Here is a 16,325-nt window from a genome sequence, read left to right as displayed (position 1 = left end):
CGGATCATGAGGCCTGACTGATACGAGAACAGCACATTTGTCTTCACATCCCACCTCCTCCTCGCCGACACCATCCGAAACGCATGCCGCTATGACAGACGCTCCACAGACGATCCATATTCTGATTGTGGAAGACGATCCGGAAATTTGCGGGTTGTTGCAGCGCTACCTTCAGCGACTGGGGTATGAAGTCTCTACAGCCCTCAACCGCGCGGGCATTGATGCTGCAGAAAAGCGTCGCCCTGTTGATCTCACACTCCTCGACCTCATGCTGCCGGAGGAAGATGGGCGCACCTTGTGCCAGTATCTTCGCCAGACCTCCGCCACGCGCATCATCATGGTCAGCGCGCTGAATGACATTCATGACCGCATTTCCGGACTGGATCTGGGCGCGGATGACTATGTCCCCAAGCCGTTTGACCTGGAAGAACTGGCCGCACGCATCCGGGCTGTGCTGAGACGCGCTCAGCCTGAAGCCGCTCAACCCGAACCCCAGGGTGTTCAGCACTACCGCTTTGATAACTGGCTGTTTGAACCGGCCAAACGTGCCCTATACGGCAAAACAGGCATCCGCGTAGCACTGACAGGGTCAGAGACGGATCTGCTGTTAGTCTTCTGCCAGAATGCTCACCATGTGTTTAACCGGACAGAGCTTCTGGCCCGTATCCATGGTGATGAGAAAAATGTGGACCCCCGTGCCATTGACCTGCTGATCAGCCGCCTGCGCCGCAAATTGTCACATGAAGGGCGGCAACTGGAACTGATCCGCACCATTCGCGGGGGCGGCTATATTTTCGACCCGGACGACGGCAACACATGAAGAGATTTCCGCGGCTCTACCCCCGCACCATCTATGGCCAGATGGTCATGCTGGTTTCCGTGTGCATGTTTCTCACGCTGAGCATTACGTCTTTTCTACTATATGCGTTCCGGCCGCTGATGCCGCCAATCCCCGCAGGACCCGGAACAAGTATTCTGGCCATTGAAACCGGGATTGAAGCGCTGCAAGCTGCTCCGCTCCAAATCCGGGAAGCCATTGCCCAGAAAATATCCGGCAATGAAATTACGTTTGTTGTGGGTCCGCCCCCTCCCTGCGTGCAGGTTCGCACTGACCATATCACAGAGTTTCTGCAAAGCATGCTGGTGTACCGGGGCAACGTGACCCGCCACGCCCTGCGCGCCAAAAGCTGTGCGCCGCACGATGCCGGGATGCCAATCTCGTATCTTTACCTGCCGCGCGATAACATCAGCATTCTGGTCTCCAACAACCCCAACCATCATCTTGGGCACATGCTGCGCTGGACCATGCCACTTACTGTGTCTCTGGTGTCTCTGCTCACCATCACGCTCTCTCTCACATTCTGGAGCATCTGGCATATCAGCCGCCCTTTGCGAAACATTGCGGCACAGGCCGATGCGTTTGGGTATGACATTGCGCCGGACCCTCTGCCCGAGCACGGCCCGACAGAAGTGCGCCGGCTGACACATGCCTTTAACCGCATGCAGGCCCGCATTGCGGCCTCTGCGGAGGAACGCACACGGATGCTCATTGCCATTGGGCATGATCTGCGCACGCCTCTCACCCGCCTGTTCATGCGGCTGGAACTCGGTGGAGAAGAAGCCTCCCCCGCCGCCATGAAGCATGACCTCACTCTGATGAAAAAAATGCTGAACGGGGCACTGCATTTCCTGCGGGAACAGACAGATGCCGAAAAGGCGGAAGCGATTGATCTCGCATCTTTGCTGGAAAGCCTGTGCCATGAGTTCACTGTAGTGGGCCACACCATTCACTATACCGGCCCCACGCAGTTGACGTGCATCTGCCAGACCACGGCCTTAGAGCGAGCCATTAGTAATCTGATTGAAAATGGCCTGAAATATGGGACAGAAGTCAGCGTTACCCTGCGCACAGAAGGACGCCGTGCGCTGATTGATATCAGCGATAACGGCCCCGGAATTCCGGCGAACCTGCTGGCCTCAGCTCGTCTGCCTTTTTACCGGCTGGACCCGGCGCGGGCCTCGGATGGCGGGTTGGGGCTGGGGCTCTCCATTGCCGATGCCATTATCACCCGCCACAACGGCCAGCTTTCACTCAGCAATATTGAGCCGCATGGACTGCGCGCCCATATCTCACTCCCACTTGGCACGCTTCCCACATCCTGAAGGTAGGAAGCAGGACAGGCAGTGGTCAGATCGCCCCGACATCCTTCACTGCCGCATCAGCCTGCCCCTTCACCCAGTATCCTGACGCCTTGATCCATTGCAGCGGCACCTTGCGGCTTTCCAGAAGATACTGGCGCACAGCTTTTGCGACACGGGCTTCCGCACCAACCCAGACAAAGGTTCCATCTTCTATGTTTATAGAAGCAAGCGTTTTCAGGATTTCCTGCGCCTGATCTGCCGCATCCATCGGGCGATGCACCCAATGGGCGCCATGCCGGGCTGAGGTGGAAAAACTCTGCTCATCTTCAACACCCGGCACGGCAATCACCGTTGTCACGCTGGCTTGCCGCTCGCAGTTCCTCCACGCGCCGACCAATGGCTGACAGATTATTTCTGCGGTGTGTCTGTCGCGTTTGTTGCCGGAACAGCAACGGGCGCTGTCTGAGGCGCTTGCACGGGCGTTGCAGAAGGCACTGTTGCTGGGGTTACGGCCAGAATTTTTACGGGAAGAGCTGTACCCGGCGCAACCGTAGGCGTTATAGGAGCCGCGCCAGAAATGGTCTCTGTCATCGCAGGAGCCGCTGCGGGAGAAGCAGCAGGCTGTCTGGCAGGCTGGGGCTGCATGAAGGCCGATGTCTTCCAGAAATTAGGTGGTGAGCCACTCGGCACAGCCCGACGGACACATCCGCGCACAACGCTTGAGCAAACGCCGTCTGTGCCGACCAGCATGTCATCATCGCCGCTATAATACACATCCTGCACTTTACCATCGACGATACGGAAATCGGCAATGCAGCTATTGCCATCCCCGCCACCAACATCTCTGACAATATTTACAACAGACTGTACTGGGATCAATGTAGAGGTTGTCGCTGTACCAATATTGCGACCACGCTGGTATTCAAAAATCTTGACGTGATCATCAACGGTCTGCGTCTTGGTTGGAATCCCCGCGCATGCCTGAACATCCTGCTCCGTCATGCCAATCATGATGACCTGAGCCTTATGCGCTGTGCGGGACGCGTAGTATCCGCATCCGCTCAGGCCAAGCAGCATGGTACCCACAGAAACATGCATAAAAGACCTGGCAGCACGGCGCATAACAGCAGCGTTAGTCACGAACAACGTCATCTCCATTTCGACTACAGAATGCACGATCTAACGAATTTCCTGCCTGCTGCCAACCTGAACACAGGGCTTATAAGACCACCTTCGTCCGCTTGCGCCCTGCTATAACACACCCAAACCGTCGGACCTGACACCTTCTGCATTACCCCCAAGGCACGCGTAAAGCTTTACCTGTCTCGTTATAACGCGAGACCTGTAGAAGATTTTCCCTACTTTGGTATTTTTGAAAATATGATTTTTTATAAAATACTTTATAAATATAAATAGAATTTCTCTTCTATTGTTTCCCTAAATTTCTTTGCAAGAGACTCTATCCAATTAGAAAAATCTGATTCTAGTTGAAAGCCTTTATCCCCTTCCAAAAACAGCACTCCAACACAGCCGCATAAAAGAAATTTTAGCGTCTTTCCGTCAGCCCATATCTGGCATGAAAAGCATACCGCAAAATATGTTATAACAGATCTTAAAAAACTGTTTCTCTCTTTATAGTCCGTTAAAATTTTATGAAAAATTACGCCGCCTTCCCATAGGCATTTTCTATACACGGACATTGCTTGACAAACCGTCTTTGTGACGATCATCTGAACAGCGTCTCTTTGAATATTTTGATGATAAGAAAATAAATTTTCATTCTGAAAGGACTATTTATGCGTTTAAACCGCCTCCTTCTGGCTGGCACCTGTCTTCTGGCAGGCCTGAGCCTTAACCCCCTCGTATCTTCCAGCCACGCGGCCCCTCCGCAAAAAGCCGGAAAACCGGGCACCATGACGGCCAAAGCCGCCTTACCCGCGGCCTTAAGTCTGCCGGATGCCGGGCGCTCTCTGCGCATCACCTATCTGTCCACCAACGGGATTACAGGCAAGGGTCTGGTTCCGGTGACAGAGGAAGTCATCCTGCCTGCAGGCAAAGCCCCTCCGGGCGGCTGGCCGATTGTGGCCTGGGCGCATGGGACGAGTGGAGTGGCGGACCATTGCGCCCCCTCCTGCAACCCGTGGTCTGAGCGGAATCGCAAGTATATGTCTGCGTGGATGAAGCGCGGCTTTGCTGTTGTCGGCACTGATTATCAGGGATTAGGCACACCGGGCATCCATGCGTATCTGAACACGCGCGTGGAAGCCTACAGCGTGCTGGATGGTGTGCGGGCAGCCCTGACCTCCGTCCCCGGCCTGCAGAACAAGATCATGATTGTTGGTCAGTCTCAGGGTGGCGGCGCGGCTTTTGCCTCTGCGTCCTACGCACCGGACTATGCGCCAGACCTGAACATTCGCGGCACTGTAGCAACCGGCGCGCCTTATGTGTCGCAGGAACTGCTTGAGCAGATGGCCACATCCGGTGCGCATGAAACAGGCTTTAACCCCGTTATTGTTTATGCGCTTTATCTGGCACAGGGGCTGAGCGGTTACGATAGCAGCTTTAAGCCGGAAACTGTCTTTACCGAAAAAGCCATGCCTGCCTATCAGGCTGCGGCTGATTTATGCGTGTATCCGCTGACAAACAAGGCACGGGCCGAGGAGCTGAATTTCAGCAATGCGCTCAAACCCGGTTATCAGCACGCTCTGGGCCCGGCCTTCGCCGCCATGGCTTATCCGACCATGAAGTTAAAACAGCCGTTATTTGTCGGCACAGGCGAGGTTGATCAGGACGTTCCGCCGCCGCTTCAGCTTGGTCTGGTCAAAGCCGCGTGCGAGGCCGGAACGGTTGTGCAGGCGCATATTTACAAAGGGCTGAACCACGATCAGACAGTCAATGCATCCCTTCCAGACTCAGAGATTTTCACAAAAGCTGTCATGTCCGACCAGCCTGTAACCCCGCAATGCACACCAACACCTGAATAAAGCCTCATCAATACTGCGTGGCAGGGATACGCCTCCCTGCCACCAGTTCTGAGTGTCAGGCTTGCGCCTTAAAGGCCTCAGTGCGCACCGGGCTCGCTTCTGCCAGAGCCTTCCGCACGCCTGCGGCATCAAAATCCCCGCAATAGACTGGCGTTCCCGGTTGCTGACGCCAGGAGTCTGCAAGGCTCCCGGCATCCACCGAATCAAACCCCAGCTGGTCCACAAGCGCCATCACCTGTTTTTTCGCAGCAGCATCATCCCCGGAGACCGGCAATGCAATACGTCCAGCGGCTCCATGCGGCTTTCCGTTTTCCAGAAGATGCTGCGCGTAAATGTTGTTGAAGACCTTGATAACAGGGCGGCCAATCTGCCCGGACATCCACACGCTTTCCGGCACACCTTCTTCAATCGCAGCAATCCGGCCATCACGCTCACGCGGGTAATAATTGCCGGTATCTACAATCACAACATCCGCAGGAACATGCTCAAAGACGGATTGTCCTAATACCGGAATATTCTTTTCCGGAATGGTGACAATAATCAGCCCCACATCCTTGACGGCATTCGCAACAGTAACGGCTTTTGCACCGCTTTCGCGTGCCAGATCCACCAATGTTTGTGGCCCGCGTGAATTGGCAATTTTGACATCATGCCCAACTGCCACCAGCCTGCGAGCCAGTGTGCCGCCAATATGGCCTGCTCCAATAATACCGATTTTCATGCCTCTGGCTCCTTCTGTTCTGTGTGATCCTTTTTAAATATAGGGAGCGCTTGCACTCAGAACAGAGGAGCGGGTGTTTCACGGACACGTTACAGGCCTGCCTTTATTCCTTTTCAGGATAAGGTCAGTTCCTCTTTGTCATGAGGATATTTTGTCAGAATTTCGTAACCTGTTTCCGTTACAAGCACGGTGTCGGAATGGCGGAAACCACCTTTACCCTGAATGTAAATGCCCGGTTCAATACTGAACAACATTCCCGGCTGAATAACGTTATCTTCACCAATCGCCAGGAAAGGTGCTTCATGATTGGTCACACCAAAGCTATGCCCTGTACGGTGCAAGGGGTTGTCATACCCGGCCTTTTTCGCAATAGCCTGACAAGCCGCGTCAATTTCCGAACCAATCGCGCCCGGCTTCAGCATGGAATACGCCTTATGCCGCATTTCCATCATGGTATCAAAAGGCTTACGCGCCTCTTCTGGCACGTGTTCTAAAAAGAACGTGCGCTCAATCTCTGCGCCATACCCGTTAATTTTCCCGGCAATCAGCCCGAGGAACGGGCCGCCCGGCTCACACGGAGCGGTCAGGCAGGAAAAATTGTGCGGGTCATCCGTATAGGCTGGCGGCTGGATCAGGCCGGCTGCGTGGGTGGACATGACGTTATAGTTCGATGCTTCTGTCAGGCAGCGCTGATAGAAATACGGTGTGACGCCTCCAATGGCCTGTGCCACCATGGTGCCGTTTTTGACCGAACCCAGCATCATGCCGAACGCCTTTGTCATGACATCACAGGTCCATGCGATGCGGGAAATTTCATGCGGAGACTTAATTTCCCTCACGGCATCTATCACATTCAGAACCTGCGTCGGATTACTGACCATGGCACTCAGGTAAGCCGGGCATGCGCCCTCAATCCCGATCGTGCCCTGTGCTGGCACCACATCCTGCAGCCGGTCAGACCAGCGTGTACCCGGCAGCGCGGGGAATTCCGCATAGTCCACCAGCTTCAGTCCATCCCCCACTTGGTGGCGCTCAACATGCGCTCTTTCCAGCCGGGGGATAACAAAGGTGAGGTCTGACGGAGTGATGACCAGCACAAACGGCCGCTCATGCACAAAATTTGCAAAGTTTGTCAGATAATAAATGTTGTCGGGGTCGAACGAGATGTAAGCAGAGAGGCCTGCTTTTTCCATCTTCTCCCGAACTTTTTTGATCCGTTCGGCAATTTCCTGACTGGAAACCTGATGAGCGGTTAAAGATGGCATCGTCACGTTATACCCTTTCTGGCGTTCAGACCGCCCTTCCCGCAGGAAGGCCGCCCCGGAAGCTTGTATAACAAACAATACATCCTACTTGTTTGTGAGCCGTCAAGACATTTATTGGCTTTCTGCCGTCAGGGTGTTTCCTGAACAATCTTCAGAAGTTCCGCCCGAGAGAACCCGCACCAGATCTGATACGCCTCTTTCAGATCACTCAAAGGCGTGCCACGCGCAATCTCAATAGCGACCCCACGTAAGAACGTGGAATTCAGCAGACGCAGCGTGACAAATTGCGGATCTGGCTGGCCGCGCTCCCTGCCAAAAAGCCAGCGAGTCATGAACTGATCAATGCGAGCCAGCACAGGCGCAGTGGCCGCCGCCAGTTCCGGGTCACTCCGACGGGCGAGCTCAATTTCTACTGTGGCGATAAAGTCCGGGCCTTCGGTCACCAGAGTCCACATGGCCTCCAGCATGGCGTCCACCCGCTGTTCCGGCTCGCTTTTATGCTGCATAGCCGGGCGATACAGCCGTGTACGCTTAAGGGCATAATGCCGCAGCACCATAGCCATAATCTGCGCCTTGGCCGGATAATGGTGCTGCAAAGCCCCAAGGCTCACTCCGGCTGCCTTGGCAATACGCTGGATGGTAGTAGCGGCATAACCCTGCGTTTGCAGCAGAGTGACGGTCGCCTGAATGATTTTTGTCCGTGTGGTCGCACTGCGGTCAGCCTGTGTGCGACGGCGTACCGGGGAAGGAGATGCTGGCATACGGAACAGATCACTCAGTTGCGGCAGGGTGCCCGGGTTAAAAGGTGCTTTTACAGACACTTCTACCCGGAAGGAATCCCCTTCCCACCCATGACGCCGAATTGAGAGCGTGATCAGGCCGCCTGTACCCTCAATGCCCCTCCTGCTCCATATAGAATTCAATGGGCACCGTCAGCACAATCGGATCCCCCGCCACGCTGTCCGGCGGGCTGGGCAACGGCTCCGCACGCCGCACCAGCGCCAGTGCTTCCTTATCCAACAACGTATGGCCCGAGCCACGCTGGATACGGGCCGAAAGCACATGTCCATGGCGGTCCATGGCGAAATGCAGCATGGGCACGCCTTCCTGATGGTCCGCCATAGCTTCCGCCGGGTAGCGTTTATACCGTTCCAGACGAGCCAGAAGCGCCCCCTGCCATGTTGCCGGACTTTGGGACGCATGCGAGGACGACGCCCCCGACGCAGGGGCCGCCTGATTTAAGGCCGGAGGCGCTTCCGCCACAGGTGGAGCCGTAGTTTGGTCCGCAGGCGGTGTTTTATCCGGAACCGGCTTTTTCAAAACCGGGGCGGGTTTGGATTTCTTCACAACCTTATGCAGCTTTTCCGGCTTAGGCACCGGAACGGGAGGATTGGGTGCGGGAGATGGCGGCGCGGAAACCTTCGGCGGGTCTTCCGGTGCCGGGTCCGGCGTAGACAGAGTTTGCTGCGGACCGGGTGGCACATCGGAAACCGGTGCTGGCGTGGAGACAGGCTCCGGTGCCAGATCAATCGCTATCGCGGCGGGAGGCCGTTCGGAAACCGGCACCTTAGCAGCAGGAAGACGCAGCACGGCCCCCACGACCCCGCACGTCACAATCAACACCACCAGCAGGGACGCACCCCAGCGGCGTTGCTCTTCCTTCCGTGCGTGGCGCATCTGTTCAGCGCGCCAGACGGCAAATGCGCCAGAGCGTGCGCTGACAGGACCGCTCCCATCAGTCAGGGTTGCACTCATGGGGCAGCCCCGGCTTCGGCCCCTTCCTCCTGCCCTTGCAGATTGACCAGAGCGACCTTGAGATAACCGGCAGAGCGGAGTTTATCCATCACGCCCATCAGCGTGCCGTAATCCACACTCTTGTCCGCCCGCAGGAAAATACGCTGGTCCTTATTGCCTTTTGTTACATTTGCCAGCGCAGTGGGCAGGGCCTCCGGAGAAACGTCCTCTTCCCCCACAGCTAGGCCATGATCGGCTTTAACGGTCAGGAATACCGGATCATCCGGCCTAGGGGCTGGCTTTTCGGTTGAGGAAGGCAGATCGACCGGCACATTCACCGTGGTCAACGGAGCTGTGACCATGAAAATGACCAGTAGCACCAACATGACATCAATAAATGGCGTCACGTTGATCTCATGCGCTTCCTTCAGCGTCTCGTCCGCATGGCGCATACGAATGGCCATAGCTGCCCCCTATTCCGCCACGGCCTGCTGGTCACGCTGACTGAAGCGCACCACAGTGCCCCGTGTGCGCTGGGAGCGCAGACGACCCAGATCCCGCGAGACCAGACGCATAATGAGCGACGTGATATCCGCTACCTGCGCACGGCACCCGGCAGACTGGCGGGCAAGATGGTTGTAGATAATAACAGCAGGAATGGCCGCTACCAGACCCAGAGCAGTGGCCAGAAGAGCCTCGGCAATACCAGGCGCTACAACCGCCAGACTGGTTGCTTTGGCCGCCGCAATCCCGGTGAAGGAGGACATGATGCCCCACACCGTACCAAACAGGCCAATAAATGGAGACGTCGCGCCAATGGTGGCCAGCAGCCCGGTGCCACGCAGCAGGCGGCGACCTTCTGCTGCTTCCAGCCGCTCCAGATGTAGGACGATACGCTCTTTCAGCCCCTCCTCATCATCCGGAATATCGACAGAGCGCATCCGCTCCGTTTCCGCTGCCACAACAAGCGTGCGGGCAATGCGGCAGTCCTGCGTAAGCCTCTCACCCCGTTCCAGCGTTTCCGCCTGCTCCAGATTGTCTTCCGCCTGAGAAAGCTCCCGACGCAAACGGACAATTTCCACAGTTTTTGCAATCAGGATGGTCCATGTCACCAGACTGGCAAAGGCCAGAAGCAGCATCACGCAGCGCACAACCGGGCCTGCGTTCAAAAACATCTCCCATGGAGAAAGAGAGACAGCAGTCACGAGGGAAGCGGATGATGAGGGCATAAAGAATCCTGCGCGTTTACAACGATGTCAGGCGGGGAACCGTGCAGAAAAAGGCCGAACAACGGCTTTTCCAGCAGGGATAATCAGGCCAGCGATAACAAGGCCTTCCCACTTATGCAAGTGAGAATCACTATCATATAGAGAAAAATATGCGCCCTGTTGCCATGGGCCAAAGCCTGCCAACGTCGCAGGAACACCCCTGCCACTGAAAATTTCTATATAACTTATTGAAATAACAAATATTTTTATTTCCCTTTCAAAAAACTCACTTTTTTGTGCCCTTACCCTCCCTGTGGCACCTCCGCCACACACTCAGAAAACGCCTATTTTCGCTATTGATAATCATTTGCATCTTTGCGTCTGCGCTCATATCAAAAGCCTGCATTTCTCATCTTCACCATACGAACCGGCAGCATGGTTCATCAGGAGCACGACGCATGAGTCGGACAGAGTTGCCCCTTCCACCCTCACAAGGCATTGGCCTTCAGCTTGCTGTAGCTTTAGGTGTGTCAGTCGGGCTGGGCGTTACAGAACAAGCCCACGCAGACGATACAACTCATCCCCTCCAGCCCGCGACGACCGACACCACCATCAAACTGCCAGCGGTGCGTGTGGGCGGACATCATGATGATTCTGACGCAGCGTCTTACAGCGCTGGCAATACCAACAGCCAGACACTCAATATTTCCCGCATGCCCGGCTCCGTGCGTGATACGCCGCAGACCATTACGGTTATACCGCAGGAGCTGATAAAGCAGCAGCGGGCCTTTACGCTGGATCAGGTGCTGAGCAATGTGCCCGGCATTACACTCTCCACGGGGGAAGGTGCCGGCGGCCTGAATGGGGACCAGTTCCGCATCCGCGGCCTTCAGGCACGGCAGGATATCTATACGGATGGGCTGCGCGATTTTGGCACCTACACGCGCGATGTTTTCAATACGGAAAGCGTGGAAGTCATTAAGGGGCCATCAGGCGAGTATTTTGGCGCGGGGAACGTCGGCGGCGTGATCAACCAAAGCCAGAAACATGCGCATCTGGGAAATTCGTATAATTACGATCAGTCTTTTGGCAGTGGACCGCTGTTCCGTGGCGTTGGGGATATCAACTACCAGATCAATGATGACATGGCCATTCGCGTAAACGGCATGTTCAACAAGCAGGATGTGGTGGATCGAAACAATGTTACGTCCAACCGCTACGGCGCGGCTGTTGATTTCGGGGTAGGTCTGCGCAGCAAAACCTCCTGGCATCTGACGTGGCAATGGCTGAACAGTGATAGTAAACCGGATTACGGCGTCAGCATGATTCAGGTGAACGGCATTTATCGCCCGATCACGGAATATGGTGTCCCCCGCAACACCAGCTATACCCGTAACTTTGATTTTGACCGCTCCAACATCCACACCCTGACGTCTGCGCTGAAGTCGGAAATCTCCCGCTGGCTGACCATCACTAACGATACACGGCTCAGTCTGTATAATCGTGATTACACCGCCACAACACCTTCCTCCTGCTCCGATGCGTGTGCCAGCGCTATCCTTTCCGGCCAGAACTATGCCCTGCCCTACGGCGCAGGCGGGGGCACCGCGTATCGTCAGGAAGGCTGGGGCGTACAAAATGTTCTGATGGGACGGTCACAGTTCAGGACGGGGTTCCTGCATCATGACATCAAGGCCGGTGTCGACATCAACTATGCCAGTGATTCCCGCTGGCCGGGCAGCTTTACCAACCGCAGCAACAATCAGACTATCATCAACCCAAGCTATAATTCTCCGAGCACGTCCGTCAGCTTCCCGGACTCCGGATATGGGAATGCCAACGCGCGTGATCTGGGGCTATTCTTTTCCGACCGTATCCAGATAACTAAACAGCTTTCCCTGTTTGGAACGGGGCGCTGGGATTCCTTCAGCAGCACCTATTACAAACGGACCACGGAAGAACAGGGCCGGGCAGAGCAAAAATCTGACCGCTGGAGCCCCTCCGCTAGCATTATGTATGCGCCTTTTAAAAACAGTTCCTTCTACTTTACGTTTGCCCGGTCCTATAAGCCGGTTGGAACGGACGTTTCCTCTCTGGTTACTGTCAGGCCACAGGCTGGTGACGTTGCACAGAAAGGCGTGAACCTTTCCCCACAGCGGAGTGACCTGTTTGAAGTGGGCAACAAGTCTGACTTCTTCCACAAACGCCTTGGCACAACTGTGGCGTTCTTCCAGATTAGTGAAAACAATTCCCGCTATTATGATGTTAATGGCGACATGCAAACTGGCTTTATCGATTCAGGCAGCGGTCGCCGCATTCGGGGTGTGGAACTGAGTGCAACTGGAAAAATCACTCAAAACTGGCAGGTTTTTGCATCCTACTCCTACATGGACGGGATTGTGACCCACAGCGCAACTGGCGATAATGGCAAGACCGCACCGCAGGTGCCCCATAACTCCATGTCTGTCTGGAGTTCCTATGACCTCTCCCACCTTATTCTGAACCCCGAATGGGGCACTCTGAAAATCGGTGGCGGCGCACAATATTCCTCCGCTTACTGGGGTGGCCCCAGCACGACCAACACGGGGCGCATTCCACACAACTTTGTTCTGAACGGCATGGTGTCCTGGGATCTCAAACATTATCGTGTGTCCTTCAATGCCAATAATATTACTAATCGCCTGAACTATGGGTCCTCCTTCTCCGGCTCCCGCGTGGTTCCGGCTCCCGGGCGGTATTTTATCGGCAACGTTGGCGTGACGTTCTAACCTTATGACAGTAGTTCTGCCTGAAAGCACGACGGAGAAAAGTGCCCCTCTCTCACCTGTCACCATGCAGTTGCTTTTAGGCCAGATCTTTCTGGATAAGGGGAAACATACTCAAGCCTTCAGCATATTTGAAGTCGCGTCTCGCTCCGGGGACCCTCGTGCTCTGAACATGCTGGGCCGCGCCTATGACCGCGGCTGGGGCGTGCCGCGCAACCCGGCGGCAGCAAGCACCTATTTCAGACAGGCTGCCACCGAGGGGGATGGATGGGCCATGTTCAACCTCGCCGATCTTTATCTGGCTGGTGAGGGTGTGCCGCGCAACATCAGAAAGGCCTATCATCTGTATGTTTCTTCGTCCCGGAAGGGTATATCAAAATCCTTCAACATGCTGGGGCTGATTGCGGAAAGCGGGGTTCTCCCGGAGTGTGGCCCGGACAAGGCGTATGACTTTTTTCTGGCCGCCGCACAGTCCGGGGATTGCTGGGGGTATCTCAACCTTGGTCGTTATGATTTATCATCGGGCCGGATTGAGCCCGCCATAAAATGGTTTTCCCGCGCTTTGGAAGAAGGATTCAGCGATATTTTCAAGGCTCTGGAAGCCCTTGTGCAGCATCAGCCAGACCCCCGCCTGCGCGCCATTGCGTATCACGCAGCCCGGCTGTGGCAGGCAGCAGTCTTCCGCCCTTCTCATCAGCCTGCTACCACCGCAGCATAGTGGTGGTGACCCTCGCCACGGCGACAGCAAACCTACTAAACGGACTCCGCTCTCATGCTTGTTCACATCCCGAATGTTCTGACCCCAGAAGAAGTGTCCTATTGCCGCGCCACACTGGAGAAATCCGAATGGGTGGATGGCAAGGTGACGGCGGGGGACCAGTCCGCCAAAGCAAAATTCAACCTTCAGATCCCGCAGGACAGCGCGGAAGGGCGGGAACTGGGGGAGATCATTCTGCGCGCCCTTGGCCGCAACCCCACCTTTAACAGCGCCGCCCTGCCACTGCGCGTCTTCCCCCCGCTTTTCAACCGATATGATGAAGGCATGCGCTTCCACACTCATGTGGACAACGCCATCCGCCCGGTGCCCGGCACCGGCTTTCGGATGCGGACGGATGTGTCCTCCACGCTGTTCCTGAGCGAGATGGAGGAGTATGACGGCGGCGAGCTAATGATTCAGGATACATTTGGCGTGCAGAGCGTCCGCTTTCCGGCTGGGGATATGGTGCTCTACCCCTCCAGCAGTCTGCATAGTGTCAGCCCGGTCACGCGTGGTTCACGCTGGGCCTCGTTCTTCTGGTCCCAGTCCATGGTGCCGGATGATACCCAGCGCACCCTGCTCTACCAGTTTGACCTGGCCATTATAGAAACCCGTAAACTTCTGCCCGATGACAGTCCCGCCGTGCTGGGACTGACCTCCACCTATCACAACCTGTTGAGGCAGTGGGCACAGCTCTGACGCACCTCCGGCCCCTGACACCCGGATTTATGGTATTATCAGCCTGAGTTATCAGGGGTCAGTTTTGGCCGCCCATTCGACTTTTTCAGCCCTGCTCTCCCTTGCCAGACGAAGCGATCTGCCTATGGTCTGATACACCTGCTTTTTTCAGGCAGGCGCCATAAGCAGGGAGTTTCAAGCCATTGGTCACGCCGCAGCCCGTTGATACAACACTGACTCAGGCCGCAGTTTTCCTCGTCCTGACGCTGAACGAGGATGAGTCCGTTAATCCGCAGGTGGTGGACCTGCTTGCAGACCTCTCCTCCCTCGTGCGCGGAGTGGGCTTCCGCATCCCCGATGGTCGGCTCAGTTGCATTACCGGCGTTGGCTCCCACGCATGGGACCGCCTGTTTGGCCAGCCGCGCCCCAAGGAGCTGCATCCGTTTCAGGAAATCAACGGCGTGCATCACGCACCCTCCACACCGGGCGATTTCCTTTTCCATATCCGCGCCACCCGCATGGATCTGTGCTTTGAGCTGGCCGCAGCCATTGTCTCCCGACTGGAAGGGGCCGCCCTGGTAATTGATGAGGTGCATGGGTTCAAATATTTCGACTCCCGTGACCTGCTGGGCTTTGTGGACGGCACGGAAAACCCGGAAGGTCAGGCCGCCAAAGTTGCAACCCTGATTGGTGATGAAGACCCGGATTTTGCAGGCGGCAGTTATGTGATCGTGCAGAAATACCTGCATAACCTGAAAAAGTGGGACGCTATCCCCACAGAAGTTCAGGAACATATCATTGGCCGCAAGAAGGTTTCTGATATTGAGCTACAGGACGCCGCCAAGCCGAGCTACGCGCATAATGTGCTGACCAATATTGAAGAAAACGGCCAGCAGCTTCAGATCGTGCGGGATAACATGCCGTTTGGTGAAGTGGGCAAAGGCGAGTTTGGCACCTACTTTATCGGCTATTCCTGCTCCCCGGCCCGCACGGAACAAATGCTGCAAAACATGTTTGTGGGGAAACCTGCCGGGAATTACGACAGGTTGCTTGATGTCAGCACCGCTGTCACCGGGACGCTGTTTTTTATCCCAACGTCAGACTTCCTCGATAACGCCGCCGATATGGCGACCGACGCCGCGGAACCCGCCCCCTCCGCACCAGCTGATACAAAAACGCCTGAGGCCGTCCCGCAGGATGGCTCTCTTGGCATTGGCTCCCTGAAGTAAGGACACGTACGATGAACAATCTGCATAAACATCTGGCTCCTGTCTCCAGCGCCGCCTGGGCGGAAATTGAGGAAGAAGCCGCCCGCACCATCCGCCGCAATCTGGCAGGCCGCCGCGTGGTGGATACGTCCGAGCCCAAAGGCACCGCCTTTTCTGGCGTGGGCACGGGTCGGGCCACTGCCCTTGCCACGCCGGAAGACGGCATTCGTGCGGTCAAGCGCGAAGTTCTGCCGCCGGTGGAAGTGCGCGTGCCCTTTACCCTCTCCCGCGAGGAAATTGACGCCGTGGAACGTGGCGCGCTAGATGCCGACTGGCAACCGGTGAAAGATGCCGCGCAAAAAATCGCGTTCTTTGAAGATCGCGCCATTTTCAACGGCTATGACGCTGCTGGCATGGCGGGCATCCGGGGGCGCAGCTCCAACGCTCATCTCAAACTGCCCACATCGGCCAAGAACTATCCGGGTGTCGTGGCAGATGCGCTGAGCAGCCTGCGCCTTGCGGGTGTGAACGGCCCGTATTCACTGGTTCTGGGCGCGCAGGCCTATCAGGCTGTGACGGGCGGCGGAGATGATGGCTATCCGATCATCAAGCACATTGAGAGCATGATTGACGGCAAGATCATCTGGGCTCCGGCTATTGAGGGCGCATTCCTTGTCTCCATGCGCGGGGGTGATTTGGCGCTGGATATCGGGCAGGATTTCTCCATCGGCTATCTGAGCCACACAGCCACCACCGTAGAGCTCTACCTGCAGGAAAGCTTCCTGTTCCGCGTTCTGACGGATGAAGCCACAGTCGTTATCGACTAAAACCCGTTGCGCTGTAGCCCCGCTTGCAACAGTGGG

The 16,325-nt window shown here is 56.0% G+C and carries 14 protein-coding genes and 2 pseudogenes; 8 read left to right on the top strand and 8 right to left on the bottom strand.

The window, feature by feature from the left end:
• The first annotated feature begins 91 nt into the window (after positions 1-91).
• Positions 92-820, top strand: coding sequence for a response regulator transcription factor (locus tag AD930_RS13040; protein ID WP_156470062.1), 729 nt, complete (start codon positions 92-94; stop codon positions 818-820).
• Positions 817-2,163, top strand: a complete 1,347-nt coding sequence (locus AD930_RS13035) for an ATP-binding protein (RefSeq protein ID WP_231867334.1) — start codon at positions 817-819, stop codon at positions 2,161-2,163. The genes AD930_RS13040 and AD930_RS13035 overlap by 4 nt, the downstream gene beginning before the upstream one ends.
• A 25-nt stretch (positions 2,164-2,188) precedes the next feature.
• Here the strand turns inward: AD930_RS13035 and AD930_RS13030 are convergent.
• Both AD930_RS13030 and AD930_RS13025 read right to left on the bottom strand, forming a co-directional pair.
• Positions 2,189-2,549, bottom strand: a pseudogene (locus AD930_RS13030) (siderophore-interacting protein); the annotation flags it as partial.
• Position 2,550: 1 nt separating this feature from the next.
• A complete protein-coding gene (locus AD930_RS13025) occupies positions 2,551-3,282 on the bottom strand; it encodes a hypothetical protein (protein ID WP_156477089.1) in 732 nt (243 codons plus the stop codon).
• A 656-nt stretch (positions 3,283-3,938) separates the two neighbouring features.
• Here AD930_RS13025 and AD930_RS13020 point away from each other — a divergent pair.
• Positions 3,939-5,126, top strand: coding sequence for an alpha/beta hydrolase (locus AD930_RS13020; protein WP_061506595.1), 1,188 nt, complete (start codon positions 3,939-3,941; stop codon positions 5,124-5,126).
• A 55-nt stretch (positions 5,127-5,181) separates the two neighbouring features.
• On the opposite strand, the pseudogene AD930_RS13015 reads toward AD930_RS13020, so the two are convergent.
• The 6 genes and pseudogenes from AD930_RS13015 to exbB all read right to left on the bottom strand — a co-directional run.
• Positions 5,182-5,853 (bottom strand): annotated as a pseudogene (locus AD930_RS13015) (NADPH-dependent F420 reductase); the annotation flags it as partial.
• Positions 5,854-5,960: 107 nt separating this feature from the next.
• The gene (locus AD930_RS13010; protein WP_244150586.1) at positions 5,961-7,190 is read right to left on the bottom strand and encodes a M24 family metallopeptidase; all 1,230 of its coding nucleotides are present in this window, start codon (positions 7,188-7,190) and stop codon (positions 5,961-5,963) included.
• 50 nt (positions 7,191-7,240) lie between these two features.
• Entirely contained in the window at positions 7,241-7,933 is a 693-nt protein-coding gene (locus AD930_RS13005) for a TetR/AcrR family transcriptional regulator (protein WP_244150585.1), read from the bottom strand.
• Between the two features lie 70 nt (positions 7,934-8,003).
• Positions 8,004-8,867, bottom strand: coding sequence for an energy transducer TonB (locus tag AD930_RS13000; protein WP_061506593.1), 864 nt, complete (start codon positions 8,865-8,867; stop codon positions 8,004-8,006).
• Positions 8,864-9,310, bottom strand: coding sequence for a TonB system transport protein ExbD (exbD, locus tag AD930_RS12995; RefSeq protein WP_061506592.1), 447 nt, complete (start codon positions 9,308-9,310; stop codon positions 8,864-8,866). Before exbD ends, AD930_RS13000 begins: the two co-directional genes overlap by 4 nt.
• Before the next feature lie 9 nt (positions 9,311-9,319).
• Entirely contained in the window at positions 9,320-10,075 is a 756-nt protein-coding gene (gene exbB / locus AD930_RS12990) for a tonB-system energizer ExbB (protein ID WP_061506591.1), read from the bottom strand.
• A gap of 437 nt (positions 10,076-10,512) precedes the next feature.
• Here exbB and AD930_RS12985 point away from each other — a divergent pair, with 437 nt between their 5' ends.
• The 5 genes from AD930_RS12985 to AD930_RS12965 all read left to right on the top strand — a co-directional run bounded on the left by AD930_RS12985 (position 10,513) and on the right by AD930_RS12965 (position 16,289).
• Entirely contained in the window at positions 10,513-12,822 is a 2,310-nt protein-coding gene (locus AD930_RS12985; RefSeq protein WP_061506590.1) for a TonB-dependent receptor, read from the top strand.
• A 4-nt stretch (positions 12,823-12,826) separates the two neighbouring features.
• The gene (locus AD930_RS12980) at positions 12,827-13,537 is read left to right on the top strand and encodes a tetratricopeptide repeat protein (protein WP_061506589.1); all 711 of its coding nucleotides are present in this window, start codon (positions 12,827-12,829) and stop codon (positions 13,535-13,537) included.
• 54 nt (positions 13,538-13,591) lie between these two features.
• Positions 13,592-14,275: a Fe2+-dependent dioxygenase gene (locus AD930_RS12975; protein ID WP_061506588.1), complete on the top strand. Its 684-nt coding sequence runs from the start codon at positions 13,592-13,594 to the stop codon at positions 14,273-14,275.
• Between the two features lie 182 nt (positions 14,276-14,457).
• The gene (locus AD930_RS12970; protein ID WP_061506587.1) at positions 14,458-15,483 is read left to right on the top strand and encodes a Dyp-type peroxidase; all 1,026 of its coding nucleotides are present in this window, start codon (positions 14,458-14,460) and stop codon (positions 15,481-15,483) included.
• Positions 15,484-15,494: 11 nt separating this feature from the next.
• Complete coding sequence (locus AD930_RS12965) at positions 15,495-16,289, top strand: family 1 encapsulin nanocompartment shell protein (protein WP_061506586.1); 795 nt, start codon at positions 15,495-15,497, stop codon at positions 16,287-16,289.
• The last annotated feature ends 36 nt before the right edge of the window (positions 16,290-16,325 follow it).

It is taken from the genome of Acetobacter malorum, from assembly GCF_001580615.1.
GTDB classification, from domain to species: domain Bacteria; phylum Pseudomonadota; class Alphaproteobacteria; order Acetobacterales; family Acetobacteraceae; genus Acetobacter; species Acetobacter malorum.
The sequence above is the reverse complement of the archived record's forward strand: the minus strand, read 5'-3'. Positions and strand labels throughout refer to the sequence as shown.